This is a genomic window from Chlorogloeopsis sp. ULAP01 (assembly GCF_030381805.1).
In the GTDB taxonomy this organism is placed as follows: Bacteria; Cyanobacteriota; Cyanobacteriia; order Cyanobacteriales; family Nostocaceae; genus Chlorogloeopsis.
Genome location: NZ_JAUDRH010000020.1, coordinates 88001 through 114342 on the forward strand (window position 1 = coordinate 88001; position 26342 = coordinate 114342).

The 26342-nt window shown below is 40.4% G+C and carries 22 protein-coding genes; all 22 read right to left on the reverse strand.

The genetic code is table 11. The features are described 5' to 3' along the window. Nucleotides 1–15: 15 nt before the first annotated feature. The 22 genes from QUB80_RS31665 to QUB80_RS31770 all read right to left on the reverse strand — a co-directional run bounded on the left by QUB80_RS31665 (nt 16) and on the right by QUB80_RS31770 (nt 26092). The gene (locus QUB80_RS31665; protein ID WP_289793425.1) at nt 16–2232 is read right to left on the reverse strand and encodes a GumC family protein; all 2217 of its coding nucleotides are present in this window, start codon (nt 2230–2232) and stop codon (nt 16–18) included. Between the two features lie 54 nt (nt 2233–2286). Continuing rightward, entirely contained in the window at nt 2287–3447 is a 1161-nt protein-coding gene (locus QUB80_RS31670; RefSeq protein WP_289793426.1) for a DegT/DnrJ/EryC1/StrS family aminotransferase, read from the reverse strand. Nucleotides 3448–3461: 14 nt separating this feature from the next. Next, nucleotides 3462–4526 carry a peptidoglycan bridge formation glycyltransferase FemA/FemB family protein gene (locus QUB80_RS31675; protein ID WP_289793427.1) on the reverse strand — a complete coding sequence of 355 codons (1065 nt, stop codon included), beginning with the start codon at nt 4524–4526 and terminating at the stop codon, nt 3462–3464. A 24-nt stretch (nt 4527–4550) separates the two neighbouring features. Further along, nucleotides 4551–5420 (reverse strand): hypothetical protein, encoded by an 870-nt coding sequence (locus tag QUB80_RS31680; protein ID WP_289793428.1) that lies wholly within the window; start codon nt 5418–5420, stop codon nt 4551–4553. Between the two features lie 39 nt (nt 5421–5459). Then, complete coding sequence (locus tag QUB80_RS31685; RefSeq protein WP_289793429.1) at nt 5460–6467, reverse strand: ATP-grasp domain-containing protein; 1008 nt, start codon at nt 6465–6467, stop codon at nt 5460–5462. Continuing rightward, nucleotides 6464–7225 carry a PHP domain-containing protein gene (locus QUB80_RS31690; protein ID WP_289793430.1) on the reverse strand — a complete coding sequence of 254 codons (762 nt, stop codon included), beginning with the start codon at nt 7223–7225 and terminating at the stop codon, nt 6464–6466. The genes QUB80_RS31685 and QUB80_RS31690 overlap by 4 nt, the downstream gene beginning before the upstream one ends. A gap of 88 nt (nt 7226–7313) precedes the next feature. Then, the gene (locus QUB80_RS31695) at nt 7314–8264 is read right to left on the reverse strand and encodes an NAD-dependent epimerase/dehydratase family protein (RefSeq protein ID WP_289793431.1); all 951 of its coding nucleotides are present in this window, start codon (nt 8262–8264) and stop codon (nt 7314–7316) included. Between the two features lie 18 nt (nt 8265–8282). Continuing rightward, nucleotides 8283–8951, reverse strand: coding sequence for a PIG-L deacetylase family protein (locus QUB80_RS31700; protein ID WP_289793432.1), 669 nt, complete (start codon nt 8949–8951; stop codon nt 8283–8285). 8 nt (nt 8952–8959) lie between these two features. Beyond that, the gene (locus tag QUB80_RS31705) at nt 8960–9652 is read right to left on the reverse strand and encodes a WbqC family protein (RefSeq protein WP_289793433.1); all 693 of its coding nucleotides are present in this window, start codon (nt 9650–9652) and stop codon (nt 8960–8962) included. 36 nt (nt 9653–9688) lie between these two features. Next, nucleotides 9689–10426, reverse strand: coding sequence for a sugar transferase (locus QUB80_RS31710; protein ID WP_289793434.1), 738 nt, complete (start codon nt 10424–10426; stop codon nt 9689–9691). A gap of 37 nt (nt 10427–10463) precedes the next feature. Continuing rightward, nucleotides 10464–11633 carry a glycosyltransferase family 4 protein gene (locus QUB80_RS31715; RefSeq protein ID WP_289793435.1) on the reverse strand — a complete coding sequence of 390 codons (1170 nt, stop codon included), beginning with the start codon at nt 11631–11633 and terminating at the stop codon, nt 10464–10466. A 9-nt stretch (nt 11634–11642) separates the two neighbouring features. After that, nucleotides 11643–12842: a glycosyltransferase family 4 protein gene (locus tag QUB80_RS31720; protein ID WP_289793436.1), complete on the reverse strand. Its 1200-nt coding sequence runs from the start codon at nt 12840–12842 to the stop codon at nt 11643–11645. A 2-nt stretch (nt 12843–12844) separates the two neighbouring features. Further along, nucleotides 12845–14014, reverse strand: a complete 1170-nt coding sequence (locus QUB80_RS31725; RefSeq protein ID WP_289793437.1) for a hypothetical protein — start codon at nt 14012–14014, stop codon at nt 12845–12847. Nucleotides 14015–14267: 253 nt separating this feature from the next. Next, nucleotides 14268–15329 (reverse strand): O-antigen ligase family protein, encoded by a 1062-nt coding sequence (locus QUB80_RS31730; RefSeq protein ID WP_289793438.1) that lies wholly within the window; start codon nt 15327–15329, stop codon nt 14268–14270. A gap of 292 nt (nt 15330–15621) precedes the next feature. Beyond that, complete coding sequence (locus tag QUB80_RS31735; protein WP_289793439.1) at nt 15622–16827, reverse strand: glycosyltransferase family 1 protein; 1206 nt, start codon at nt 16825–16827, stop codon at nt 15622–15624. Continuing rightward, nucleotides 16772–18043, reverse strand: coding sequence for a lipopolysaccharide biosynthesis protein (locus QUB80_RS31740; RefSeq protein ID WP_289793440.1), 1272 nt, complete (start codon nt 18041–18043; stop codon nt 16772–16774). Before QUB80_RS31740 ends, QUB80_RS31735 begins: the two co-directional genes overlap by 56 nt. A gap of 20 nt (nt 18044–18063) precedes the next feature. Continuing rightward, the gene (locus tag QUB80_RS31745; protein ID WP_289793441.1) at nt 18064–19047 is read right to left on the reverse strand and encodes a methyltransferase domain-containing protein; all 984 of its coding nucleotides are present in this window, start codon (nt 19045–19047) and stop codon (nt 18064–18066) included. A gap of 70 nt (nt 19048–19117) precedes the next feature. Further along, nucleotides 19118–21163 (reverse strand): polysaccharide biosynthesis protein, encoded by a 2046-nt coding sequence (locus QUB80_RS31750; RefSeq protein ID WP_289793442.1) that lies wholly within the window; start codon nt 21161–21163, stop codon nt 19118–19120. A gap of 972 nt (nt 21164–22135) precedes the next feature. Next, a complete protein-coding gene (gene ilvN / locus QUB80_RS31755; RefSeq protein WP_016875905.1) occupies nt 22136–22654 on the reverse strand; it encodes an acetolactate synthase small subunit in 519 nt (172 codons plus the stop codon). Nucleotides 22655–22976: 322 nt separating this feature from the next. Then, nucleotides 22977–23588 (reverse strand): molybdenum cofactor guanylyltransferase, encoded by a 612-nt coding sequence (locus QUB80_RS31760; RefSeq protein ID WP_289793443.1) that lies wholly within the window; start codon nt 23586–23588, stop codon nt 22977–22979. Further along, on the reverse strand, nt 23572–23952 hold the full coding sequence (locus tag QUB80_RS31765) for a bleomycin resistance protein (RefSeq protein WP_289793444.1): 381 nt from the start codon (nt 23950–23952) through the stop codon (nt 23572–23574). The genes QUB80_RS31760 and QUB80_RS31765 overlap by 17 nt, the downstream gene beginning before the upstream one ends. Before the next feature lie 61 nt (nt 23953–24013). Then, nucleotides 24014–26092: a thioredoxin domain-containing protein gene (locus tag QUB80_RS31770; protein WP_289793445.1), complete on the reverse strand. Its 2079-nt coding sequence runs from the start codon at nt 26090–26092 to the stop codon at nt 24014–24016. Nucleotides 26093–26342: the final 250 nt, after the last annotated feature.

Here is a 26342-nt window from a genome sequence, read left to right on the forward strand (position 1 = left end):
TAAACTAACTATGTCTCACCAAAGACTGAGATTGCCAACTCTTACTGCTTTAGGAACCTCGCTATCTTGAGCTTGAGAGTAGAATTCATTAGCAAGATATAAGCGGCTGTAGGGTTCATTGTAAGCATGAACTCCATTTACTACTAGTCCTAAAACATTTTGACCCGATTTGTTTAAAAACTCCTTCGCAAATAAACCGCTAGCATAATCAACAACCCCAGGACGAGCTACAAATAAAACACCATCAGCCATATGTCCTAAAGTAGCAGCGTCAGCAGCAACTGTTAAAGAAGGAGCATCAATAATCACAAAATCATAGTTGCTAGTAAAGTTTTCTATCAATGCAGCCATTTTTTTGGAATCGAGGAGGGAGGCAGGAGAGGGAGGTACCACCCCAGCACTAAGAACATCCAAATTTTCCATCACGGGTTTGACAGCCGTTGTCAATTGTGCTTCTTTAACAATGACATTGCTCAATCCTTCATGATTTGGTAATTCCCAAATATGATGCTGAACCGGGCGGTGTAAATCTCCATCTATCAGCAAAACTTTACGCTCCATCTGCGCCATTGCGATCGCTAAATTGGCAGCTACCGTTGACTTACCTTCTGTAGGCACAGAACTCGTCACAACGATAACTTTTAGTTCTTTATCAGCACTTATAAACTTGAGATTAGCCCGCAGCATTCGGAAAGCTTCACTAATAGGCGATCGAGGGGCATTGCGAACTACAAGCCTTTGGTTGTAAACCTCCGGTTCTTTCTTATTACGCAGAGGTTTTTTCGACTTATTAAATGAAGGAATCACCCCCAACAAAGTAAATCCAAACAATTCCTGTGCTTGTTGAACAGTCCGAATCGATTTATCCCTGGCTTCTAAGATATACACAGCAGCCACAGCAGCCATACTAGCCAATACACCTGCACCCAGGTACAACACTATCGGAGAAGACATCGGTTCTTCTGGAACTTCAGCTTTGGTGATAATGCTGGCATTACCCACATTTTGATTTTCAGCAATCCGACTTTCTTGTAATTTTTGTAGCAACAGTGAGTAGGTAGTTTGCGCTGCTTCTACTTTACGTTCTAACTGCCGTTGTATTTGTTCCAATCTTGGCAGATTATTCAGTCTTTGCCTGTAACCAGTTAGTAAATTAGATAAAGTAGTTGCTTGATTTGCTAATCCCAGACGATTTGCTTCTAATTCTGCCAGTCTTTCAGATAGTCGTTGTTTCATTTCTCCAAGTTGCAAGTTTGTATTTGGTTGTGGTTGATTACCTCCTCCCACTTGTTGAATTCGTTTTTGCATTAGTCCATTTAAAGACTGGATTTTTTCTTCTAAATCTATAATAAATGGATGGGTGTCTTGCAAAACTGTGCGCCTAGATGCGAGTTGCGTCTCTAACAATTGAATTTCTCTGAGTACATCTTGTACCCCTGGTGTTTGACTCAAGGAAGTCGTCGCTAGTGCCTGTTGAGAGTCCATTTCTAATTGTTTGCGCACTTGTTGAGATTGTGCTTCAACATTGGCAAATTCAGATTGAACTGTGTTAATTTCCTGTTGTAATTCTGCAATCACTCCTACTGCTCTGGTTGCTTCTTCTTCTAGAGAAACAACTTTGTACTTTTCTTTAAACTTCGCTAATTCTGCTTCGGCATTGCGAACAACAAATTCTGCATTTGGTAGTTGTTTTTCAATAAACTTGCGGGCTGCTGATGCTTCGGCTCTTAATGAAGATACATTTTGCTCTAAATAGTTATCCATCAAATTATTAACAACCTGTGTAGCTATCTCTGGATGTTTATCCTGATAGGTAATTTGGATAACATCGGCTCCTTTGACATCTTTTACAGTCAGCCGTTTCAAAAAATCTTTGGGTTTTAAGATATCTCCTTTGTTATCTTGTAAGTCAAGTTCTCTAATAGTTTTTTGGATTACAGGTAGAGAAGTTATGACTTCCGCTTCTGTTTTGAGAGGATTAGTTTGAGTATCACGTCCGACTGTCTCTAATGTACTTATTTCTCTTCCTACTCCTGTGAGAACCGACGTAGTATTTGTTCTTTGGAACCGTAACTTTCCTTCTGCTAAATAAGTAGGCTTTTTGAAAATAGTTAAAGCGATAGCAGCAATCAGGAAAGTAGGTAAAAATATATTTAAAGCAGGAACCCAACGCTGTTTTAAAATTTGATAATATTTCACTAACGGCGAAGATTTTTCTTGAGTTTCTATCATCTATTTGCTCCTTTTAATAGACTGAATTAATATTGAATTATGAGGTTTTAATACTTAGAAAATTAATAATGGTTCTGTTTTCTTAGAAACATAGTGAACAGCAATGATGCTATCAATCACTCGCTGCAAATCATCATCTGTGAGATTAGAACCAGAAGGTAAGCAAAGACCATGTGTAAATAAATCTTCTGCCACTGCACCACCAATACATTCACATTCAGCAAACACAGGCTGGAGATGCAAAGGCTTCCAAACTGGGCGTGATTCTATTTGCCCTGTTTGCAGGGCAAGGCGCACTTGTTCTCTATCTGCACCAAAAGCTTTAGGGTCTATCGTCAAGCAGGTTAGCCAACGAGTAGCACATCCATAATTTGCTTCCGGCATAAGTTCTATTCCTGGTAAATTTCCCAAGCAAGAAGCGTAAATTCTAAAGTTGCGTTGTCTAGAGGCAACCCGTTGTTTTAAAACACGCAACTGCCCTCGCCCAATACCTGCTGAAACGTTACTGAGGCGGTAGTTGTAGCCAACTTCCGAATGTTGGTAATGGGGAGCAGGATCGCGTGCTTGAGTTGCCAAGAAACGAGCTTTTGTCACTAACTGCTCCTCAGGGGAAACCAGCATCCCCCCACCGGAAGTAGTGATGATTTTATTGCCGTTGAAAGAGTAGATACCAATACGTCCAAAAGTGCCGGGAGAGCGTCCTTTATAAGTGGCACCTAATGCCTCTGCCGCATCTTCAATCAGAGGAATATTATATTGATTGCAAGCATTGAGAATCGGATCAATATCTGCACTTTGACCGTACAAATGTACAACTACAACTGCTTTGGGTAACTTGCCAATCCGGGCGCGCTTCTGTAGTGCTTCACACAGCAAGTTAGGATTCATGTTCCAAGAAGTGCGATCGCTATCAATAAATACAGGTTTTGCTCCTAGATAAACAATTGGGTTGGCACTAGCAGCAAAAGTCAAGGTTGAGCAAAAAACTTCATCCCCACGTTCTACACCGACTAATTGCAGAGCTAAGTGCAAAGCTGCTGTGCCAGAAGCCAATGCCGCAGCATAGCCAGCACCTGTAACTTGACAAAATTCCTTTTCAAAGGCATCTATATGTGGGCCAACAGGTGCAATCCAGTTAGTATCAAAGGCCTCTTTGACAAATTCTAGTTCGCGATCGCCTATGTGAGGAGTTGAAAGCAGAATTGTTTTTTTCATCTTATCTCTTCTTCTTAAGAACGATAGGCAGGGAAAAAATCTGATTTAAGTAATTCTTCCGTCTGAATGTTTAAAGTTTTTGCCCGCAAGTCAACTAGATGGCGATATTTTTCTTCGTCTGTAATTAGCCGTAGTGTCGAGAAGATATGGCTTTGTTTAGAAAAACCTGCTTTGAAATGGTACAAACTATCTTGAGAACTTCCTACTCCACCACCCAGATGAAAAACTTGGTTACCACGTTCCTTTGCCCAGAATCTAACATAGTCAAACATTAGCTTACTAGGAGCATCTTTCAAAAACCTTGTTTGTGTACAGCCGAGATGATACTGCACTATTCCACAGCATTCAGCAAATAAACCTGCACAAGCTATTTGTTTATGAAATTCCACAATACAAAGATGAAGTCTATCTCCGAAAAAATCAGCGATATCTTCAAAGTATTTTTTCCCAAAATAATAGAAGTCTTTAGCTTCTACTCGATTCATTGTTTCTTCATAAATTAGATTGAATTCATTGATGTATTTATGAAGAGGCATCATTTTAGCTCTAAAACCAGAACGCTTGCATTTGTTGATTTTATTGCGGTGCGCTGGTCTTGTTTGATGCCAAATATCCTGAGCATTTAGTGTCAAATCAATAGCAACTGTCGTACCACTTTCTTTCAAAATCTCATTGTTTATTTGCTTCAGATTTTGGTTAAGTATGGGATGAAGTCTGATAAATCCTGAACAAACTTGTTTATCCCGCAATACTTCTGTAAGTTTGCCTATTGCCAAGTTTAAAAACTCTGGAGTATTAGATGCTGCTTCATTTAATAAAAATCCAGGATAACCATAGGGCGAGACAATATCAAAAACTTCTGTTGTAAGCTCATCTTCAAATAAATCATCACATCGACGTAGTAAGTAAGGTAGAAAAAAGATTTTTTCCTCATCGACTATCACAATAGCCTCAGGAATCGATTTGGTTCTTTTCGACTCTAAATACACATACTCAGGCAAATGATAAATGTCATAACGGAGCTGTGCCAGAGTTTGTAACCACAAAGGATTAGTGATATCAATGACTTTAATATTCATGGTGAGGAGCAAAAATTTCTATGTTTACTTCCGTTCTTTCCGTCCTGTTAAGCGATAATATTTGTGTGGATATCGCCAGCGAATTACTTGGGCGATGATAGGATTTATTTGCACTCTAGCTGGAATATGCTCGACTGAAAAGCCTATTCCATCCTTAAAAATACAAAGCTTTTCATCTTCAGGTGAGTGCAAACCATTGACAAGTTCATGGATTGTGTCAGAACGTTGGCAGGCTTGTACAAACTCAAATATTAACCCTAAGTTAATATTTGTTGTTATTGCCTCCGTTGAGATATAAAGATGCTCGAAATAAGCAGTTCCACTGACAGCATATCCGGAAATATAGCCTCCCAATTTATCACCAATCAGACCTACCAGTATTAATCGGCGCTTAGTATCTATGTAGTTTGTCAATCTGGTAAGATATTCTGTTTTTGACGGTGCTTGCAAATATTCTGTTCGTTTTGCGGCTGAAAGAACAACTTCATATCCTTGCTCTTGCAGTAAATTTGGACAAGTTAACTGGAAAATATTTACTTTCTTTTGACACTGACGCAGATGTTTCCTACGATTTGCTGACAAGATGTGCAAACCATAGTTTTGAAGATTAGATAACAAGTGAACAGGTATTGAGCCATTGGCTGCTGTGGCATTTTTGTTGTACAAAGCTGCCCTAAATCCCCAAGAAAATGACACTGGGCAAGTTGCCTGCTCCGCACTCAAGCGAGCAAGCCAATGAAGGGGTTCATAAAAACCCGTAATTGACTGGTGCCAGTAACAACCCTGATGGTAAATAACCTGCTTTCCCTGCTCTATTTGCCAGTTTGCAAATTCTTCTTCCGTCATAGAATTGAGGACAGCTTCTGTAACATTCAGCATTTGTATAGAACTCATTAGCTGTACTTCTTTACTTTTGTGATTGAATTTGAGTGTTTATGCAACCACGGTATTGACAAGTCCTAAATTATTTGTGAATAGCTCAAGTTGCTCTGGTTCAACTATAATTTCATTCCAATACTTAAACATAGCGATCGCTCGTACTTGAGGCACCGGAATCGGCTTACCCAGAACATAATGTTTGATGAGATAGTCCACCGAGTTGAATCCAGCATGAGCGCGCAAAGGAGATGTGCCAGAGAAACGGGCATTGATCTCAAAAATTTTAGGAATTCCTTGATCAACTCGAAATTGAAAATTTAAAGGACCAACCCCATCAAGTTGTTCTGCAATCTTAGCTAGTAAAGAATTGAAAGGAGCATCAGGTTCGACATAAGCGCGATAAGTATTACCATCCCGTAGTTCGCGCCTCATGGTGACTACTGCCTTAACAACTCCCTCCATGTCTACCACCACGCCACTGGTATACTCTTGATTAGCAGTAGCAACACATTCTTGAATGATAGGATTCTCCACACAACACAATGCTTGATTTAATTCTTCCTCATTCTTGACAAGGTGAACACCAATAGAGCGAGCACCAATCCGAGGTTTAACAATTAACGGAAAATCACATTCCCGCAACAGATCGTAAATTCCGTTAGGCAACACAGATTTGGGATAAGGAAATCCATTTTCCAGGAGAAACTTATATGTCAACCATTTATCATCAGCAATTTGGATAACATGGGGTGGGCTAACAATGACTCGTGTTTTATACCGAGATTCCAGTTCTAGTTTGTTTTGAGCGTATATCATCAGTTCTGTATCTGTACCAATCAAGACGACATCAGGTTTTTCACGCTCAAGAATACAGCAGACTACATCTAAATAAGATGGATTACTCGCAAGGGGAACTAAATATGCTTGATCTGCCCAATACAACCCAACAGAGCGAGGATCGGGATCTACTGCAATAATATGGTAAGGAATGTCAGACATCCGTAGGCACTTGATAATGCCTTGACCTAACAAAGCACCGGCTCCAGTTACTAAGACTTTCATGGCGTTGCAACTCCTAATTCGTGTAATTGATCTCGACAATTAGCCAGTTGTTCAAGACGATGTACATCTGAACCAATAGAAACATAAGGATTAACTTCTGCACATAACTCTAAGAAATGGTGTAAATTACGCAGGTAATACGTATTAATTTCTATAGCAATTCCTCGTTCTAAGCTAACTTTCATTAACTCGCGCATTAACTCTGCCGGAAACTCATCATGAAGCCTAGAATACATACCACCCGGATGAGCTAACACATCTATAGGAGCAAATTTCAGCAAGCCAAGAGCTAGTTCAAATTCAATTCGGATAAACTCCTCTGGCGTCAACCCAGACACATTGATATATCCTCCTTGTCCATTGGGAAAGCGGTGAACGCTACCTAATACCAAATCACATTCAGCCAGAATTTCTTCTGAGACATCAAATTCACCATTGGTATCAAGAGCCTTCGCTTCACAACCAACTAGCACCCGAAGTTGAGGATGAACCTCTGCATACGATCTGACTTCTTGTACAAACTCTGAAAACCAATTTGTACTTTTGCGAACATGCTCTGTAAAAGCTACACAACTCAAACCTTTTTGAACAGACAACTCTAGGATGTCTGAAACTCTGGCTTTGCCATCTGTCCAAGTAGTGTGCATATGTAGATCGCAATTGATATCAGACCATTGCAAGTCAAGAAAACGTCTAAATTGATACGGTTTGTTAGGATTTTTAGTATCTGTATTATTGGCGATCGCTACAGTTGTCATTGCATTTGCTGTATATTACTTGATTGATTTTTTGTGTCACTTCAGACGATATTTTTGAGCTGATCGAGTTTGCGGTATTATGCTTCAGTTATGTATATAAGCGCTTAACCCACTGCCATTCCTGAGTTAAACCGTCCCTCAAGAAAACTTGCGGTTCATAACCCAAAATCATCCGCGCTTTGGATACATCGGCTGCCGTGTGACGAGCATCTCCCATTGCTTTTTCAATATGCTTCCTTTGTATGGAATGTCCGACAACTTCCTCAATTATGTTTAGGACTTGCGTTAACATCACTCTGCTACCGCCACCAATATTAAAGATTTTGCCCACAGCTTGGGGTGCCGTGGCGGCGGCTAAATTGGCTGCGACAACATCACTGACAAAGGTAAAATCTCGTGTTTGCCGTCCATCACCATAGACAGGAATTGCCTCATTCTGTAAAATTGCTTTGAAAAACTTATGAAACGCCATGTCCGGACGCTGCCTGGGGCCATAAACTGTAAAGTAGCGTAAGGACACAAACGGCACGCCAAAATTTTTGTGATAAAGTCCACATAACCTTTCAGCTGCTAGTTTAGTAATCCCATAAGGGGAAACTGGTTTTGGACAAATTTCCTCATGAGTGGGTAGAGTTTCAGCATCACCATACACGCTGGAAGTAGAGGCAAACACCAATCTTTTCAGATTCGGAGCCTCTTTTGCAGCTTCTAGCAAAACTTGTGTAGCGTTGATATTGCGTTCGGTGTAAGCATGGAAGCCTTGACCCCAGCTTGCTCTTACCCCAGCTTGTGCCGCCTGATGGTAAACAATATCAACATCTTTCAGAAGTGGTTGCCATTCCAAAAATTGAATATTGCCTTCGATGAGTGTGAAACCAGGATGGCTCTGCAAGTGTGCAATATTCTTTTTCTTCAAGGTTGAAACATAGTAATCATTAAATTCATCAATACCTATTACTTCTTCTCCTTGTTTTAACAATGCTTCGACTAAATGAGAGCCAATAAATCCTGCTGCTCCAGTAACGATACTTTTAGCCATAACTTTGGTACTGGTTAATCAGATAACTTGTCGCACTAGATAAAAAGCCTCGGCAGCAAAACGATTGACTGTGCTGCCGCGTAAAGTAGCTAATGCCCGCAATGTTTCCTCAGAACGCTCGTCGGGAAAAGGTTTAACCTGTGAGGCATACATTTGCATAGCTGCCAATTTTGTCTCCAGGTAAGGAGAAATATCAACAAAAACGTTAGGAACAAAGTTAGTTGTTAGATAAGGAGCGTGCCAGTTTGTTTCCGAGAGTGTTTCGTAAGCATATATTGTTTTTGGAGCATAAGGATTATTTGGTCTTGCTGCCACCAAAGACGATAAGAAAACTCTTTGGTGATCCATGTGAATATCACCATAAAAGGGAATAAAAAGCGTATCCGGTTGAAATTTTTTGATTAACTCAAAAAGTTGTCTGTTCACATCGCGATGGGGGACAGCATCTAATCTAGCTGCGGGGAATGAAAGAAATATAGTTTCTTTAACACCTAAAATATGATGCGCAGCTAAAGCCTCTTGGCGTCCTTTTTGAGTCATCTCCTCTGAATAATCTGGTGGACAACCTTTGGTCACGATCACTACATAAACTTCAGCTTCCTCAGCCGCAAATCGAGCTATTGTGCCTCCAACACCCAGCACTTCATCGTCAGGATGAGGTGCAATAACTAGTATCTTGTTGCTCATAGTTTTCCTCAATTAAGCTCTAAGAATTTTTTAGTTTCTGGGCCACAGCAAAACAGGGTATCCACAATTGATAGATTGGGTATGAAGCCCAATTCAGGAAAAGCTTGAACATATGATGGATAATTAAACTCTTGCCATAAGATATTGATGCCAGCAGTTTCAAACGCTGCCAGATCCATATAATTTTTTCCTCCAGAACCTGATAAGTAAGTATCGGCTCCTACAGCTTTACAAATATCAATTAGTAGTTCCGATTTGTTACCTTCAACTTCCAATGCAGACATATATATGATTGACTTTTTGATACCCAGAGTCTCCATCACCCATTCAATTAACGCCATATCGAGTTGGCAAAGATTATTCCATTCTCTACTGAGTATTTCTTCGAGTCCCGCACTATACTTATCGAAGTAAGGAGTACGAGAATAGTTGGTCATCAAAGTATGCCAATGCTTGTGAGACCATGGAAACTCTGAGTTTATGAGCATCTCATTAATGCGCTCTTCATCTCTTGAGCGATGGAGAACTGGTACAGTTAACCATTGCGCTCCTTGAGAAGTTTTGATTTGGTTGCGATGTTGAACACCACGCCTCTGAAACTGAACGCTATCCATAACCACAAAAATATCACCTTGTTGGAGCTTATGAAAGAAGCCTAGATAAGGTAAATACTGTGGCTGGTGAATTACTGCTATTTTCATATCAACTGGTTATTCTTCTAAAGTTTATAATGGGTTTTACTCTTTGGTTTGGTTTGTAGATGTCAAAATACCTTCTTTTTCATAAACTCCTTCTTTGCGAAGAACTACTGGAATTGTTCGTAAAATAATCACTATATCTAACCAAAATCTCCAGTTGTTGACATACCAAATGTCTAGCTTGATCCGTTCATCCAAACTATTTTCCAAGCCACCGTTTACTGCTTCCCAAGCTGTTAAACCTGGTGGCATTAATAAACGTTTTTTTTGGCAGTTTTTGTATGTTGATAGAGTTGAAATTAATAGCGGTCGCGGCCCGACTAAGCTCATTTCGCCAACGAGAATATTGAAAAGTTGGGGTAATTCATCGAGATGATATTCACGTAAGAATTTACCAACGGATGTAATGCGAGGATCGCCTTTGAATGTGTTGATACCAGATCCAATATGGATTGCTCCATCAACCATTGTACGAAATTTATAGATTGTAAATGGTTTTCCTAACCTTCCCAAACGTTCCTGACAAAATAAAATCGGCCCCGGAGAACTAAATTTTATTGCCAAAGCAACTAGCAAAAAGATAGGTGACAAAATTATTAGTGTTAGAAGAGCGATCGCAATATCAAATAAGCGTTTTAATACTAGCTGCGCTCTTATGTATTTATGTTCTTTGAGATAAGCTTGCTCAAATTCCCGCCACTCTTTATCTGTCCAAAACTCAGACTTAACTTTACCAGAAAATAAGTCTATTCTCCCATCCAAAAATCTATTATCCATAGATACAAAACACTTTTTATTTAGGTATGATTAGCAGCTATACATAAAGTGACTCAGAGTAGGTTGAAGATGACAGCATCACTTCGGTATATAAGCTTTCGTGCAATTTAATGATGTGTTTGATATCATAAAAACTCATGCGTTCTCTTCCTTGCTTACCAATTTTGCTAGCTTCTAGGGGATGATCTAAAATCCAAGCCATCGCTTTAGCAAGTTCTTCTATATCTCCTACTTTTACTAATAGACCACAACCTTCGGTTAGTAAGTCACGAGTTCCCCGAATATCTGTACCAATAACTGGAATTTCCATGCACATGGACTCCATCACACACCTAGGTAATCCTTCGTGTTCAGAAGCAAGCACAGTAGCTACAGCCGCACGCATTAAAGTTGGAATATCTTGGCGATTACCTAAAAAACGGACTTGATTTTCCATTTTCAGTTGAGATGCCAAAGATTGCATTTGTTCCATGAGAAATCCGTTACCAGCAAAAGCCAAACAAGTATTTGGTCGATTCAGATGAGCAAATGCTTTTAACACATCTTGAGGGCGCTTGCGAGGAGTAAACTCAGCTACCGACAAAAACAGTTGAGTATTTGGTTGTAACCCTAATTCTTTGCGTACCTGTTCAAGTTCTGTTTTTGAAATTGCATCAGGACTGTAATAGTTCAAATCTACACCAATTCCTGGCATATAACAGATTCGTTCTGGTGAAACAATCTTATACTGTTTCGCTGTTTCCTCATCCTCACGATTAATTACTACCAAATAGTCTGTCCAATTGCCAGCTAGCTTTTCTAGAGCCAGAAATACCGCATTTCTTAATAGTTTGCCACCACGATAGAAATGAAAGCCATGAGCAGTGTAAATTACCTGGAATCTTTGATTTTTTCTTTTATTTCTTAAAGCGTAGCGAGTAACAAAAGACGCCACCGGTGTGTGGACATGAACTATGTCATATTCTTCTTGCTTTATTAGCTCTTGGATAATGCGTGGAGCAATCAGTAAATTCTTAGGATCTAAAGGTTGACGCGACCATTCTATATCCCAAACGCGATCAAATGCCTGCAAACATTCTAAGCTACTAGATATTCTATATGCCATAGCATCCACCCGCCAGCCTTGAGTGCGAAGGGAAGAGCTAAAGGGAAGAAGAAAACCCTTGAGGGTTTCTGGAACGGTAGCAACCATTAATAAGCTTTTCATAATCAATCTCTATTCCTTGTTTTGCTCTAACCACAGTTGTGTTTGCTCGCGCACATATCGATAGAATGCAATTCGTTTGGCGTGCAAAATTTCATCTGTATACTCTTTGGCTTTCTCTAAATTGCGAGCTGACATGGAAGCCATGCGTTTTGGATTAGTTATTACTTCCTGAATTTTTTTGGCTAAAGCTGTCACATCACCGGGTGGTACCATATCTTCAGGCGGTAGTAGTTCAGGAATGCCACCTACTGTAGAACCAATACATGGTAGCGATCGCGCCATTGCTTCTATCATTGCTCTAGGTAAACCTTCTTGATAGGATGGCAAGACAAATAAATCTGCCCGATCCAACTCGGCACGCACGGCATCGCCAGCAGGCAATTGACCTCGAAAGTAGACCCTCTTTTCTAACCCTAAATTTTTAGCTAGCATCTCCAATTCGGGTCGATGCTTACCATCGCCAATCAGAATTAACTGAAGGTCTAATCCCTCTTTTACACATACAGCAACAGCTTTGATCAGTATATCTGGAGCTTTATATAGTTGAGCTAGTGTGCCTACACTAATAAGAGTAAATTTGTGTATTTCCTGCTTAGGTGATTGAGCAAAAGCCACGAAAGCTGTATTAGGTAATTCAACACTAGAATAGTGAGTCGAAAAAGCTCCCTTAGCTGGTGGATACCGACGCTGAAGGGCATATTTGGTGACATAGGCGGCGGCGCAGGCTCCAGCACATTGATGTTGCAGTTGGCGGGGAAAAAACCAGCGAAAAAGGGGGCGGAGGGGATGCTTAATGGAGCCAGAAGCAAAGACATCATAGGGATCAGCTACAACTTCTACTCCGTAGGGATGTCCAGTTTTGTCTAACAAGGGTTGGACACAGTTAGCAATTGTTGAACCTACACGTAAAATTACAGCATCGTTGACATTAACTGCATTTTGGGCAGCAATTTTGACTTGATGCGATCGCTGCAAATATTGCCACGGGCCAACATAGTATGGTACTGCTGCAAATGAAACTCCTTCGCCATCAGCACGTTTTGAGCCGACTGGTATCAAAGGAACTTCACGGACACGCGCTACCACACGTACACTATCAAAAACTTCTAAATAGCGCTTCCAGAACTGATGAGCAAAGGTTGTTTGAGTCCACACAGCACCATCCGGAGTGCGATCAAAACGATGCTCAAGTATTACAACAACATTCATAATCAACATTTCGGGTTAACTACTTTACATTTGTTCAATGCTTTTTCGGTGGCGGCGTTAATATTTAACCCAAGTGGTTTTCCTGTTTGAATCTTTGTCTTAGCCCTTCTGATCGCATCCTCAGCACCTTTGGGGATGCGGTTTTGCCACCAATTCATTCTCTCTCCGTAAATCCAGACATATCGATCCGCAGTCCGGAGCGCATGGTAGGTGTTGTACTCTAACAACCGTAGTCGGTCATTTTGTGACAGAAAATGCGGCATTCTCATACCATACCAGGCGTTCTTAGCGTTGTTAGCAGGCTTCTCAAACAGGTCAAGTACAAGATCCATATAGACGGCTTGACCAACCTCCACATGATTGTCATACTTGTTAGTGTTTATCGGCTCAACAAATGCCCGTGCTTCATTGCGGATGATGTCACGTATTGCTCCAAACCAAGCTCCACGGTAAAAGTAGTATGCGCTTTCGTTACCATCAATGATGACGGAACCAGGGCGCGCTGCATCGAGCATACCGTTGATGAAGGCTGGCCACAGCCCATATTTATGGTTGACTAGTTGCTGCTGCAATTTTGCTGGATCGGTTGTCTCTACCAATAAAGCTTTCATCCAACTCAACAGACCAAGTGTTAACACTTCAGTCTGAGGTTGCGTTGTTTGCAAGATTCTCATAAACCGAGCACCGCGCTTTCGCACCTGCTGTTGATACTCTTGAAATGTCTTGCTATTGTGTTGGGGTTGCACCTCATAGTGCCATGGGGTATAACCGTAAGGCTCTGGATCAAAAGCGATGCCCTTGAAGCGACCAGCTTTGGCAGCCTTAGCAAAGTTTTGAATGTTCTTTTCAGCAGCAGCCCAGTCAGTATCGTTGAACCAGTCCCACCCTTCCTCACTTGCAGACCACATGACTATGAAGTTATTAGTGAGTTTGGAGGAGTTTGTAGCAGCAAGGTCTTTTCGATCTTGAGTGAATGCTGTATCTGGGTAGGGCTTTTTCTTAAAAACTTCTCTACCCGCGTTGAGTTTAACAATTACGCCATCAAACGGACGCTGCTCCATCTGCTTAATATGCTCTCGGAGAAAGTTAGGGGTTGGCATATCCCAGCCAGACTGGATCAATTTTTTTGTGCTTCCTTGGGATTGTACCGATGCTGTTGACAGGTGCATCATGACTGAAAGCATCACGAGTATAAAACCTAATAAGAGTATTCGACGGATCGTATTTCTAGAAATGCGTGGAAAACTAAAACTACGGTAGTAATTATGGAATGCTAAGGCTAATTCTTCTTTATAGCTCATATGTATTCTATGATGAATTAGATAATATCTAGGCAAAATCACAATTTAACTCGAAAGAATAATCTTGGTAGATATTAATTTTGATGATTTAATTTTTGACATTAATATTTTTGCTTATTTAACTTCAATGAATTTGCGTTTCTACTAGCTTACTCTTCTCTATTTGTTCATTTTGAAGATTAAAGTTTAATGCTAAAGCACCAAATAGATAAGCCCACCATATTAAACTTATTTGTCCACCTTTAAAAATAAAAAAATCAAAAAACATTGAAAACCCCGAAGCAAAAATTCCACAATTAAAAATAGCAGATTCAATTCCCTGCTGGCTGCGAAAGAGGAGCCTAATTAAAATAATCCACAGGTTTCCAAAATACATGAGACCAGGAATTCCTAATTCAACAACACACAGTAGAAAAGTTGAGTGGGGATGATATAACAAATATCCAAAGGGATATACCAAAACGATTGGAGCACCATTCATAAAACTAACTCTAGTGTCATCCATATCTGTAAGATACCAAGGCCAATAAGAGCCATAACCAGAACCAGTAATATTCAGTTCAGTATTTCGATGACTAATAATTTGAAAAGAAGTAAAGTATGTATCTGAACGAGTTGAATCTTCAAAGGTTCTAATGCGATCGCTACTAGCTTTTGAATAAATAATTGTTGTAGCTGTGGAGACTAAAATAATCATTATTATAGCAGCAATTACTGCTTGTTTTTTATTTTTCATAAATAGGAATAAGCATAGAAAAAATAAGCACATAGTTAATAAGGCAGCCCGCGAACCAAGACCGATAATAGTTAGTGTTAGAGCCATGATAATAGCCAACTTAAATAAACGTTGAGCATGATTTTTCATGAACTCTTGAATAGCAAAGGCTAAGGCTGGTACTAAAATGAAATATCCAGTGGAAGAAGAAAAAAGAGGCCCTTGTACACGTACTATTCCAAACTCACTTCCTCCCGCATTCAGATCGGCTCTTACATCTGCCATACCTAAAGAGAATAAAGAGGCTGCTGAGTAGAGTAATCCTAGTACAGCTAGATAAACTGTCAGTCGCCATAGAAATGGACGCACAGATGTAACGGATCTTCTTGCCAGTAGAATATAGCCAAGTAAAAAAGCAGATGCTGTCAAAGTTAGAGTGTATGTCATTGCTCTGGCATTGCTTGCATCCATACCACTTCCTTGTATAGATACAAGAGCGTAAAACAGTAAAACAACTGTCAAGATTGGTAAGTGGCAATGCCAATTCCATTGTCTATATTTGGCGGTGCTGCCAAAATTGGTAAGTACTATTAGTAACAAGTAGAAGCAAGCAACCCCAATTAAGACCAAATCTTTAACATTGACAGGTATTGATAGAAATTCAAACTTTGGAGTTAAAGTATCTGCTAGCAGTGACCAATAGGAAAAACTTAACCAGAACGGTAGTTCCCACAAAAACAGCGAGAAAGAATTAGTATTGATATCAGTATTTAAAGAATTGACTTTCATAGCCTTCTAACAGTTTTTTTACACTTGTCTCAATATTGAAAGCGCTCTTTTCGACAATATTTAGGGCATCTAACTTGGTGAGAGCTGATGAATTGTTTGGTGCTGTTAAAACCGCTTCTGCCCATGCAGAGGCTGATTGTGATCGGGATATTCGCTTCACCAAAGGCTTGACTACATCTGCTTCCTGTGGAATAACATCCGAAAAAATACAGGGTAATCCTGCTGCTTGTGCTTCAATTAAAACCAAACCTAATCCTTCGTAGAGAGATGGCAAGAGGAAGACATCCATCGCACCCCGCATTAGTCGTGGTACATCAGGTCGGCTACCTGCAAAAATGACGCGATCGCCTAAGCCCATTTGAGCAACCTTCTGCTCTATATCTGCGCGTAGAGAGCCAACACCCACTAGTAAAAGGTGCATTTTTGGTTCTTGCTTGGCAACCTCTGCGGCGATGTCCAAAAGAAATACATGATTCTTTTGTGGCTCGAATCTACCTACGTGTCCAATCACAAAGGCATCTTTGGGAATCCCTAATTCAGAGCGAACGGCAACCACATCAACAGGATCTTGGAATACAGTTAAGTCAATTCCGTAGTAAAGAGTCTGTCGATGAGGATGGATATGCTGATCTGAACCAAATAGATTTGCTATTGCTTGGTGGCTGCATCCAAAACCTAACGTTGCATATCGAGCAATCCAAGCTCTCATCAAATCCAGATACAAACGTCGATACCATTTGGCTTTCGCTTCAACACAAGAAGTATTGTTGTGGCTATGGGCAATCCGGATAGGTATTCCTGAGCGTTGAGCTAAACGGAGAATGTAACCATTAAAGTGATGAACGTGACTGTGAACAACGTCATAAGTACCGTACATTTTTAAAATTCGCTGAAAGTTAGCAGCGTAAATCCAAGGCTGCAAGCGATTCAGAGGACAATGGATAATTTGACTACCTAAGGCGCGAATCTCTTGATCGTAGGCACAGGCTTGCTCGGTGTGAACGAGGAAATCCATTTGGAAGCGATCGCGATCAATGTGCCGCAAAATGTGCATTAGCCAAGTTTCGATGCCACCCCGATTCATTCCCCCAACCACGTGCAGAATACGTATCGGATAATGCTTGCTAGATAGGAGATTTTTGTTGTGTTTGGTTGTATCGATTGAGTTTGTGTAATGCATGAATGATTACTCCATAACTAATAGCTGCTTGGACAATGACTGAAATTAATAAAGCGATCGCCGCTCCTAGCAATTCCAGCCTGGGTACTAACAACAAACAAGCGATAGCACAGCTAGTTGTTGCAGCAGCAAACAACGGTAATTGAATGCGGAAGTATCGCACTGCGGTCATTCCATATCCCATGAAGGAGGACACATAACCAATCCCAGCAGCAATCATCAGCCAAACAAATAAACTTGTATGTTGAGCGTACTCAGGTTGATACAAAAGAGTTAGGATCTGCTCACCACCAACCACAGCAATCAAAACACCACCTCCGCCCAGCAATAGAGCAATTCCTATTAGCTTTAACAAAAGTCTGCGAAAAGCTATGGTGTTTCCGGCAGCGTAATACTTAGCTAATCTAGGACTGGCTGACTGCCCTAAAGCATTGACAATCATACTTCCTACGACCATCAAGTAAGCTATGGCTGCAAAAATTCCCAGTTCCCGTTCACCCAAATGTTGCTCAATAAAGTAGCGAGGAATATTGGTGTTGAGTGAGATAAGCATCATTACCAACCCCAAAGGTAAAGACAGCCATGCCAAATTTTTAAGAGTGACAAGATGCCAACGATATTTTGGTAAGGCGTCCAGTATTAGAACACCATTCGGAATGTCGTAGACAAATAAAACCACACTCCAGGCAAATACCAATCCAACGACTCCCCAGACAACACCACTCGATAGATATACTCCCATTCCTAGCAGTGTCAATGATAAAGGCCCTTTAATCATCAAGGATATGGCAATGCGATCCATGCGTTCGTGTTGCTGGAGCAAGCCATAATAGACGTCACTGATCGATTCAAATGCCTTTGCTAAAGCTACCAACAAAATAACTAGCGATATTTCCCAAGGATATTTTGCTAAGAAAGTAATGACTGTGATCGCCACCAGTCCAAACCCTGTACCAATCAGTCTCAATTCTAAGTAATCGCTAAATAGATACTGTTTTTTTGCATCTGTTGCTTGAATACTTCGTAACTGGAGATTAGTAAACATGAATACAGGTGCCGTTACCGCTAGCCCCAAGGTAAACTGCCCAACTATTTCAGGGCTACCAAGTTTAGCCATTACCACCAGCATTCCCCACTGACAAGCTGCATAAATAGTATTACCAATAAAAGTCCAGGAGAAGTTATGACGTAACGTTAGTGGTTTAATTTGTTCCATTACTGTAAAATTTCCTAACTTTAGCAAGCTCCTTGATAAAGTTTAATCAACTCTTTATCTGACAGAATTTTTTGGCTTTTCTTACCTATGAAGTAATAAGCTGAGGCGGCATCGAGAGTACCCGGACAATCAATCAATAAGTAATCGAGATACTTTAATGGAAATGCTGTGATTCTGACAAATAATCCAATCAGCTTTCTCCAAAACTTTGATGTTGTAAAACTCAAAAGTAAGTATGAGTAAGACCAAGCTAATGCCATTCCCGGCCCAGCTACTGCTCCACTCTCAATTTCCTCAAATTTTCTAAATAAACGACGATGACCTAAAAAAGTAAATCTAGTAAAGTCATAGCATCCTCCATGTACTTGTTGCATAAATGGGGTTTCCGCATAGACTAGCCCATCATCTTTTAAAACCCTGTAAATTTCTTCTACACAGCACCAGGGGTCAACGACATGCTCTAATACAGCTTGTATGATGACACCGTCAAAAGAACGATCTGCGAAAGGTATGTTGTGAGCATCACAAATCAAAGTTGTGCGAGAGCCGAATGAAACATCAGTTTCTACTATTTCTAAATTGGAGTTTTCAACAATATTTTCTATGCCTTTACCTAAAATGCTACCACCAATTACTAAAACTTTAGGATGTATGCAACGCATATGCAATTTTTTAGAAAATTGTTCATAGTTTCTTTTCGCTTTGAGATTTAAGCTTATACTTGGAACCAAATTTTTTAGAGTTTCCAGAAATTGATTTTTAGGAGATAAATCAAAATATAATTTTCGCTCATTAACAAAGTCATCAATCGAAAATATACTAGCACTCTCATTAATCAAAATTGGTATTCTATTTTTGTGTGGGAATAAAGCCTGACATTGAGAATTTATACATTGGCTATCTTCACTACGCACTACCAATTCACTATTACATATAGGACAGCGTAGCATTGACTGCACTATCGGAGAAAGTTTGAGTTTAGTTTGATTGATTTGATGTTGCATAAGTTTATAACTTCATAATCAGTAATAAAATTTCGATAGCTTAGTCTGAAATTTGCTAATACAAAACTTTTCATACACTTCCTGGTTTCACTCTGACTGTAATTTTTCCATTTGTTCCTGCAAGTAAATTGTTATTTGCTACTGTATCTACCAAAACATGACTTTCAAGATATTTTGGCTTATACCCTGGTACAATTTGCTCAAGTAGAAACAGAATTAAATTCGTATGATTCTTAGCCGCAGCCTTGCATAAATCTTCAACACTTATAGTCAAATTATCTGGAACAATTCGACTCGCATTTTTGACAACTAACAACTTTTCATGCTCAGTTGGTTCGTACTCTTCTCCTTCAATAAACAACTCTTCAAATAACTTTTCACCCGGACGCAAACCAGTAAAGACAATTTCAATATCTTTGTTGACTTCATATCCACAAAGACGAATCAATTCCTTTGCCAAATCAACTATTTTCACTGGCTGTCCCATATTTAACATCAGCACTTCTCCACCATGCCCAATTACTGCTGCTTGCAACACTAATTGCACTGCCTCTGGAATCGTCATGAAATAGCGGCGGATTTCCGGATGGGTAACTGTGACGGGGCCTCCTGCTAAAATTTGCCTAGTGAAAGTCGGGACAACACTGCCACGACTACCTAAAACATTACCAAAGCGCACAGCAACATAAGATAAGCCACTTTTTTTTGCTGCTTGCAATACCAACATTTCTGCAACTCTTTTACTTGCTCCCATCACATTGGTGGGATTGACTGCCTTATCTGTAGATATCATCACGAAATGTTGAACTTTGTATTGCAGCGCCAGATCCACTAAATTTTTTGTTCCCAGTACGTTGTTAGTAATTGCTTCTGGTGAATTTAATTCCATCAAAGGAACGTGCTTGTGGGCTGCGGCATGAAAAATCACATCTGGCTGGAATCGCTCAAAGGCGTGTTTAAGGCGATCGCGGTAACGAATATCGCCAATGAAGATATGAAGACTAGGAGTGTATTGTTCTGCCTTGCCATTTTCTTTAAGTGCTTGAACTAGTTGTTCTAATTCCTGCTGAATATTGAACACAGAATTCTCACCATGCCCCATTAGCATCATTTGGGCAGGATGACATTTGTAAATTTGACGGCAAAGCTCACTACCAATCGAGCCGCCTGCGCCTGTAATTAGTACTCTCTTGCCTGCCAAAAATTCCGCAACTCGTCCAATATCTGTCTGTATTGGTTCACGCCTGAGTAAATCTTCAATCCGCACATCACGAATGCTATCCACTCTTACTCGTCCATTCAGGATTTCATGTATTCCTGGTAAAGTACTGGTTTGAATGCCGGTAGCTTTGCAAATATCAACGATTTCTCGAATCACTTTTCCTGCAACTGTTGGCATTGCAATAATCACCTTGTGAATTTGCAAAGATTTGACAATATCAGGTATTTTGTGGCGATCGCCCACTACAGGAACACCGCGAATGTGTGCATATAGTTTTTGGGGATCGTCGTCAACAAAGGCAACTGGATAAAAACCCTGTTGAGGATTTGTTTGCATTTCTTGCAGTAGAGTCACTCCGGCGTTACCAGCCCCGACGATCAGTACTCGTTGTGAGGGGTTAAATACTGCTCGTTTTTTGTTGGTTCTTTCTACTGCTTTGATGCTGAAACGCAAACCACCGATGAAAATAAACGAAAGTAGTCCATCAATTAATGGCAATGAACGTGGAAGTCCACTGAAAACAGAGTTTGGGATGCTATGAATCACATCAAAACAAAACGATTGTATGATAATCGCTGCTGCCATCAACATAGCGATGTATGTGAGTTCTTCAATGCTGGCATAGCGCCAGTAACGGCGATAAAAACCAGAACTCCATAAAATGAATTGTTTGATCAGCAAAAATAGGATTGTGGCAAATGCTAAGTTTGGCAGATATGCTTCTAGGCTAGGTATTCCATCTAAGCGTAGAATCAAAGCTAATAGGGGTGTAGTGGCGAAAATACTGATGTCGAGTATTAACCAATGCCTGTTTCTCATTTTCAGCAATTTATTCAGCAATATATTGCTTGATTTTTGTATCAACCAATGAGAAACAAAAAATAGTAAATTCATGGTCGTGCGTTCAGGCTACTGTATGTAAATAGTCAAAAAATCAGTAACAGCTTTGCTGCCATTTGTTTAAACAAAAAATGCTTAGATAAATGTGTAGATAAAATTGACACATTTAACACATATTGATGAAATTTTTATTTTTACCACACGATTTATACTTCCACCAAATACTTCACAAATGGTGAAAATTTCTTGTGGAAATCTGAAAATAGCTCTTCGGCGCTTGTAATACTAGCTATCACCCTATTCAGGTCAAAATCTTTCAATAGAGGCTATATACCATCATCTCTCTCTAGTAGAGGCTATATATCATCATCTCTCTCTAATAGAGGCTTTAATCCTCTTTTATCATCCAATCAAGGATTTTATTACTTACATATAGCAAACTATCACAATCTGTTCAGTAAAATCGATAGATTTCTGCTCAATGGATTTTTACCTGAACAATTTAATAGTAATTAAACATTTCGTTTCATGCAACTTATTTCTTTATTTTTTTATTTTGTAACTGATTTGTATCTTGATTGATACTTTAGTGATGCTATTTATTTACAATCGTTTGTATTTTGGTTGTAAGAAGAATATAAAGTACAGAATCTAGGATTAAAAATTCAGTAATTAGAAAGCATGGGGCTAGAGGAAATTAGGACAAGGAAAGTAAATGTGAGTTATGTTGCTTATTTACCTATCCACCATGCCAGGTGATGTTAGTCACTACACACTCAACTACTTTAGCTAGAAGATAAAAGCTTATCCTATCTAGTTTTTGTGAACAAGCATTTTATGTTTGATTATGCCTACCTATTTAGTTAGAGTTATTCTAATTTATAACTCCTGAGTTTGTTCCATCAACTTTGTGCTGGAGTTTAGGTTAAAGATATAACAAAAGTCGAAGAAGTGTTTGCCAATTGATCGGCTCTCCAAACTCCTTCGACTAAAATTTCTATGAACTAAATATTTCTCTGGCGATCGCTAAACTTTTGCTTCCAAAGATTTCAGCAACTCAGTGTTTACTCCTGATTCACGAGTCAGGGCAATTTTACCAGTGCGGGCTATTTCTCTCAAACCAAATTTTTGTAATACCTGCACGATCGCTACCATTTTACCTGGATCGCCCACAACTTCCAAAGTTAGAGAATCTTCTGCCACATCTACGACTCGCGCCCGGAAAATTTGTGCTAATTCAACAACTTCTGAGCGATTGGTGCTAGTAGCATTAACTTTCAACAACATTAATTCTCGCTCTACACAAGGAATTTCGGTGATGTCCTGTACCTTCAAAACGTTGATGAGCTTGTAAAGTTGTTTTGTAAGTTGCTCAATCACATAATCGTCACCAGGTACGACCATTGTAATGCGAGAAATACCTGACTGCTCTGCTGGGCCGACAGCAAGGCTTTCAATGTTGAAGCCACGACGGGCAAATAAACCAGAAATACGGGATAGAACACCCGCTTCATCTTCTACAAGTACTGAAAGGGTATGTTTCATCTTCGCCGACAGAGGCTAGGGGAGCAGTGATTAAGGTGATGAGTATTGCCACACTGGCTATTAAGTGTGGATTATTATATCTTGCACTTGTTTTTTGACCACCAAGAAATAAATTTCTTGGCTGAAAGCAAAAGTAAGCTAAAGCTTACTAAACATATCTTTCAGTCCGTTTCAACGGACTTTAGCTATGAGACTTGTACTTTAGTACAAGGGTGTTCAAGACGAGGTGCAAGATGTGTGGATTCTTATTTTAAACTTAAATCGGTGAACAGGGAACAGGGGATAGGGGACAGGGAACAGGAGATAGGGTAAAAATAAATTATTACTGATAACTGTTAAAGTTAAATAGCATTTTAGGATCGGGCAAAGGTAATACTTGTACTGGATACTGCTTTAGCCACTCCTGAAATGATCGCCCGCCCTGCTCAATATATTGATTTAATTCTGGTAAACAACGACGCCGATAAAAGCCACACAACGGCTCCCATCTATTATCTTTTTGAACTAAAGCAGCGATCGCTTCTTGGGGTAAGCGATCAAGTTCAACTGCCCATTTCTGTAAAACTTCTAGCCGTAAATTGGGTAAATCGCAAGCTAGCAGCAACACCCACTCTGTTTCTACATATACCAGTGCTTGAGCAAATCCTACAAGTGGCCCGTGGGTTCTAGGTTCGTTGCCAGTTTCTCCTGGTAAAGGTACTTCCTGAATGAACTGGCTTTTGGGAGGTAACAAGTGTTGATAGCGTTCCTGCCAGGGAGTGATTACGTAGACTTTTTCAGCACAAGCCTCAGCTATGCGGCAAATAAATTGCAACATCGGCACTCCTTGAATCGGGATCAAGGCTTTGTCTGTCCCCATGCGCGTACTCTTACCACCTGCGAGAACGATCGCAGTTAATTTACATTGCTGAATTTTCTCAGTTTGCTGGTTCATAAAAAGTGATACACACACCAGCCGGATCAATCACGGCAAACTCTTTCATTCCCCAAGGTTTAGTTTCTAGCTTACCGTTTGGGTGAATCATCTGTCCTCCTTTGGCTTGAAATTCTGCGTAAAGTTGCTCGATACCATCAACAAAGACACGAAAACTTGTCCATTCTGCCAGGTGTTTATCATCGTTCTTAAGCAGAAAAATTGTCGCCCCATCTCGTTGGACGATCGCCATCCTCACTGGCTCGCCTTCTTTATGGATAGTTGTAAAGCCAAGCTGTTGCTCATAAAACGCGATCGCTACTTCCATGTCGCTTCCTGCTGGAATCATCGGGTTAATGTTTTTAAGTACAGGTGGCTTGTTCATAGTTATACGTTTAAAACGCGTCCTCTAACTCCGCGTCTTTGTGTCCTCACGTCAATTGGTATTATCCCCTAGTCTGACTTTGCTGTACCTGCTGCAACAGGTTTTCTAAACTCTCAGGTGCTGGCAAACATTTCAAACCTTGGCAAACTAGCCCAACACTACCTTGTGGTAATTTTGATTCTGCGGTGAATACAGCAGTTGGCAAATACTGAGAACTTAATGAGTTAATCTGCTCGGTTGTAGTGCGAATCAAAGTCGAATTGCTATACCAATCCAAGGCGGTAAATAAACTTGGGCAAGCTTGGGGAGCATGATTCATGGCAGAGTGAAATGCCCTCAAGCCCTGCTCGGCTAAATCTAAATAATGGAGATTGTCGGTAAGCAAAGCAAGACGCACAAGATTTGCGATCGCTACTCCATTTGCAGAAGGTGTGGCATTATCTGCATAACTGCGCTCTCGCACGATTAAATCTTGAGTTGCATCGCTGGATGTGTTGTAGTATCCACCTAATTCGACACTCCAAAGATATTCGTCAAATTCTTCTTGGAGAGCGATCGCGCTTTCTAACCAATTTTTTTGATCGGGGCAACAAGTATGTAAATCCAATAGGGCTTTGATAAAGAAGGCGTAATCTTCAGATTGAGCTAGTACGGTTGCTTGTCCTTCATAATTAAGACGATGGAACCGCCCATTTACAAACTGATTATTTAAGATAAAGTTCGCTGCCTGAGTTGCTAGTTCCAAATAAGAAGGTTGTCGGAATACTGCATACGCTCTTGCCAAGCCGGAAATCATCAAACTATTCCAGGCAACAATCATTTTAGTATCTGTTACCGATGGAATTCGACCAGGCCAATTGCTTGTTTTTGCCTCTTGGTTATTGCGAGCGGGTGGAAAAGTTTGTAGCGATTCAGGGGTTGCACCATACCGAGCTACAAACAATTTCGTTAACGCTGTTTCTAACGTTTCGCTCAGTTCTCCTGGATGACGCCTTTGCAGTACGTTCTTACCTTCAAAGTTGCCGTTAGCGGTAACTGTAAACGATTGTTGTAATTCTGTTAGTTCTTCGTGAGTAAGTAATTGCTCTAGTTCACTGTAACTCCAGACATAAAATGCTCCCTCCTCTGGTTCAGTTTCTTCACCAGTGATAAAGCTATCGGCATCTTGAGCAGCCCAGAAGTAACCTGATATATCCGTCATTTCTCGTTTCAGCCATTGCACAGTATGTGCGATCGCTCTCTCAAAGGCAGGTTCCTGTACTCCCGCACTCCAAAGATTAGCCAAGTACTCTACAATTTGACCATTGTCGTAGAGCATTTTTTCAAAGTGAGGCACAGTCCAAGTGGGATCAACTGTGTAGCGGTGAAACCCTCCACTCACATGATCGTAAATTCCGCCCAATGCCAGATCAAGTCCTCGCTGGGTGCAAATTTGCTTGCCGTCGTATTTAGATTCGCGTTCCCAGGTAGAACCAGGGAACGAGAATCGTGTTCCCCGCAGAGCTAATTCTGCATAAGGAATCATCGGAAAACTATTACCGTATTGATTGGGAGTAATGATCCCCGTGCTGGTTTCCCAGCCTTTTCGTAGTAATTCACGGTCTTGAGCTTGTGTTGTACCCTGAAATTGCAACACCGCAGAGGTAAGAAGCGACTCTAAAATTACTGCTTTGCGATCGCGCAAATCTTCTTTTTCTGTATCGTAGTAACGGCGAATCGCTTGCAGAACTTGCAAAAACCCTGGACGACCGTAGCGTGGTTCCAATGGAAAGTATGTACCAGCGTAAAACGGCACTAAATCTTCTGGAGAAAGAAAAACATTTAAAGGCCAACCTCCTTGCCCGCTCATCATCTGCAAAGACTGCATATAAATGCTATCGAGGTCTGGTCTTTCTTCTCTATCTACTTTAATAGGGATAAAATTGGCGTTCATGTACTCGGCAACAGCCGGGTCGGAAAACGCTTCTCCTTCCATAACAGTACACCAGTGGCAGCTAGAGTAGCCAATGGAGAGAAAAATAGGTTTATTTTGCGCTTTTGCAGTGGCGAGTGCTTCATCACACCAAGGCCACCAATCGATAGGATTTTCGGCGTGTTTGCGGAGGTAGAGGCTTTTAGCTTCAGCAAGGCGATTAGTCATGATTAGACATCAGGTATTACCTTCTGAATGTCAGTCTAACGTGTTCTTTAAAGCCTGAGTGTGAATAACGTCGTACTTGATGAAGTGATATCTGACTTGAAAGAGGGTGTGGGGGTATAAGGATTTGGGGTGTAGGAGAAAAAACCTTTTTCATATTTGGTGATGAAGCTTGTTTCATCGGGACTGTCCTGAAAAAGGGTTAAAAGAAAGCTAGTGGAGCACACCCGTAACCCATCTGTATGTATCTGTA

What these genes read in the sequence shown, in the direction of transcription:
- QUB80_RS31765 (WP_289793444.1), bottom strand. Translation starts at nt 23,952, where the DNA reads ATGAACAAGCCACCTGTACTTAAAAACATTAACCCGATGATTCCAGCA.
- QUB80_RS31675 (WP_289793427.1), bottom strand. Translation starts at nt 4,526, where the DNA reads ATGAATATTAAAGTCATTGATATCACTAATCCTTTGTGGTTACAAACT.
- QUB80_RS31665 (WP_289793425.1), bottom strand. Translation starts at nt 2,232, where the DNA reads ATGATAGAAACTCAAGAAAAATCTTCGCCGTTAGTGAAATATTATCAA.
- ilvN (WP_016875905.1), bottom strand. Translation starts at nt 22,654, where the DNA reads ATGAAACATACCCTTTCAGTACTTGTAGAAGATGAAGCGGGTGTTCTA.
- QUB80_RS31720 (WP_289793436.1), bottom strand. Translation starts at nt 12,842, where the DNA reads ATGAATGTTGTTGTAATACTTGAGCATCGTTTTGATCGCACTCCGGAT.
- QUB80_RS31705 (WP_289793433.1), bottom strand. Translation starts at nt 9,652, where the DNA reads ATGAAAATAGCAGTAATTCACCAGCCACAGTATTTACCTTATCTAGGC.
- QUB80_RS31680 (WP_289793428.1), bottom strand. Translation starts at nt 5,420, where the DNA reads ATGAGTTCTATACAAATGCTGAATGTTACAGAAGCTGTCCTCAATTCT.
- QUB80_RS31700 (WP_289793432.1), bottom strand. Translation starts at nt 8,951, where the DNA reads ATGAGCAACAAGATACTAGTTATTGCACCTCATCCTGACGATGAAGTG.
- QUB80_RS31690 (WP_289793430.1), bottom strand. Translation starts at nt 7,225, where the DNA reads ATGACAACTGTAGCGATCGCCAATAATACAGATACTAAAAATCCTAAC.
- QUB80_RS31685 (WP_289793429.1), bottom strand. Translation starts at nt 6,467, where the DNA reads ATGAAAGTCTTAGTAACTGGAGCCGGTGCTTTGTTAGGTCAAGGCATT.
- QUB80_RS31760 (WP_289793443.1), bottom strand. Translation starts at nt 23,588, where the DNA reads ATGAACCAGCAAACTGAGAAAATTCAGCAATGTAAATTAACTGCGATC.
- QUB80_RS31750 (WP_289793442.1), bottom strand. Translation starts at nt 21,163, where the DNA reads ATGAATTTACTATTTTTTGTTTCTCATTGGTTGATACAAAAATCAAGC.
- QUB80_RS31730 (WP_289793438.1), bottom strand. Translation starts at nt 15,329, where the DNA reads ATGGATGCAAGCAATGCCAGAGCAATGACATACACTCTAACTTTGACA.
- QUB80_RS31715 (WP_289793435.1), bottom strand. Translation starts at nt 11,633, where the DNA reads ATGAAAAGCTTATTAATGGTTGCTACCGTTCCAGAAACCCTCAAGGGT.
- QUB80_RS31695 (WP_289793431.1), bottom strand. Translation starts at nt 8,264, where the DNA reads ATGGCTAAAAGTATCGTTACTGGAGCAGCAGGATTTATTGGCTCTCAT.
- QUB80_RS31745 (WP_289793441.1), bottom strand. Translation starts at nt 19,047, where the DNA reads ATGCAACATCAAATCAATCAAACTAAACTCAAACTTTCTCCGATAGTG.
- QUB80_RS31735 (WP_289793439.1), bottom strand. Translation starts at nt 16,827, where the DNA reads ATGCATTACACAAACTCAATCGATACAACCAAACACAACAAAAATCTC.
- QUB80_RS31725 (WP_289793437.1), bottom strand. Translation starts at nt 14,014, where the DNA reads ATGATGCACCTGTCAACAGCATCGGTACAATCCCAAGGAAGCACAAAA.
- QUB80_RS31770 (WP_289793445.1), bottom strand. Translation starts at nt 26,092, where the DNA reads ATGACTAATCGCCTTGCTGAAGCTAAAAGCCTCTACCTCCGCAAACAC.
- QUB80_RS31670 (WP_289793426.1), bottom strand. Translation starts at nt 3,447, where the DNA reads ATGAAAAAAACAATTCTGCTTTCAACTCCTCACATAGGCGATCGCGAA.
- QUB80_RS31710 (WP_289793434.1), bottom strand. Translation starts at nt 10,426, where the DNA reads ATGGATAATAGATTTTTGGATGGGAGAATAGACTTATTTTCTGGTAAA.
- QUB80_RS31740 (WP_289793440.1), bottom strand. Translation starts at nt 18,043, where the DNA reads ATGGAACAAATTAAACCACTAACGTTACGTCATAACTTCTCCTGGACT.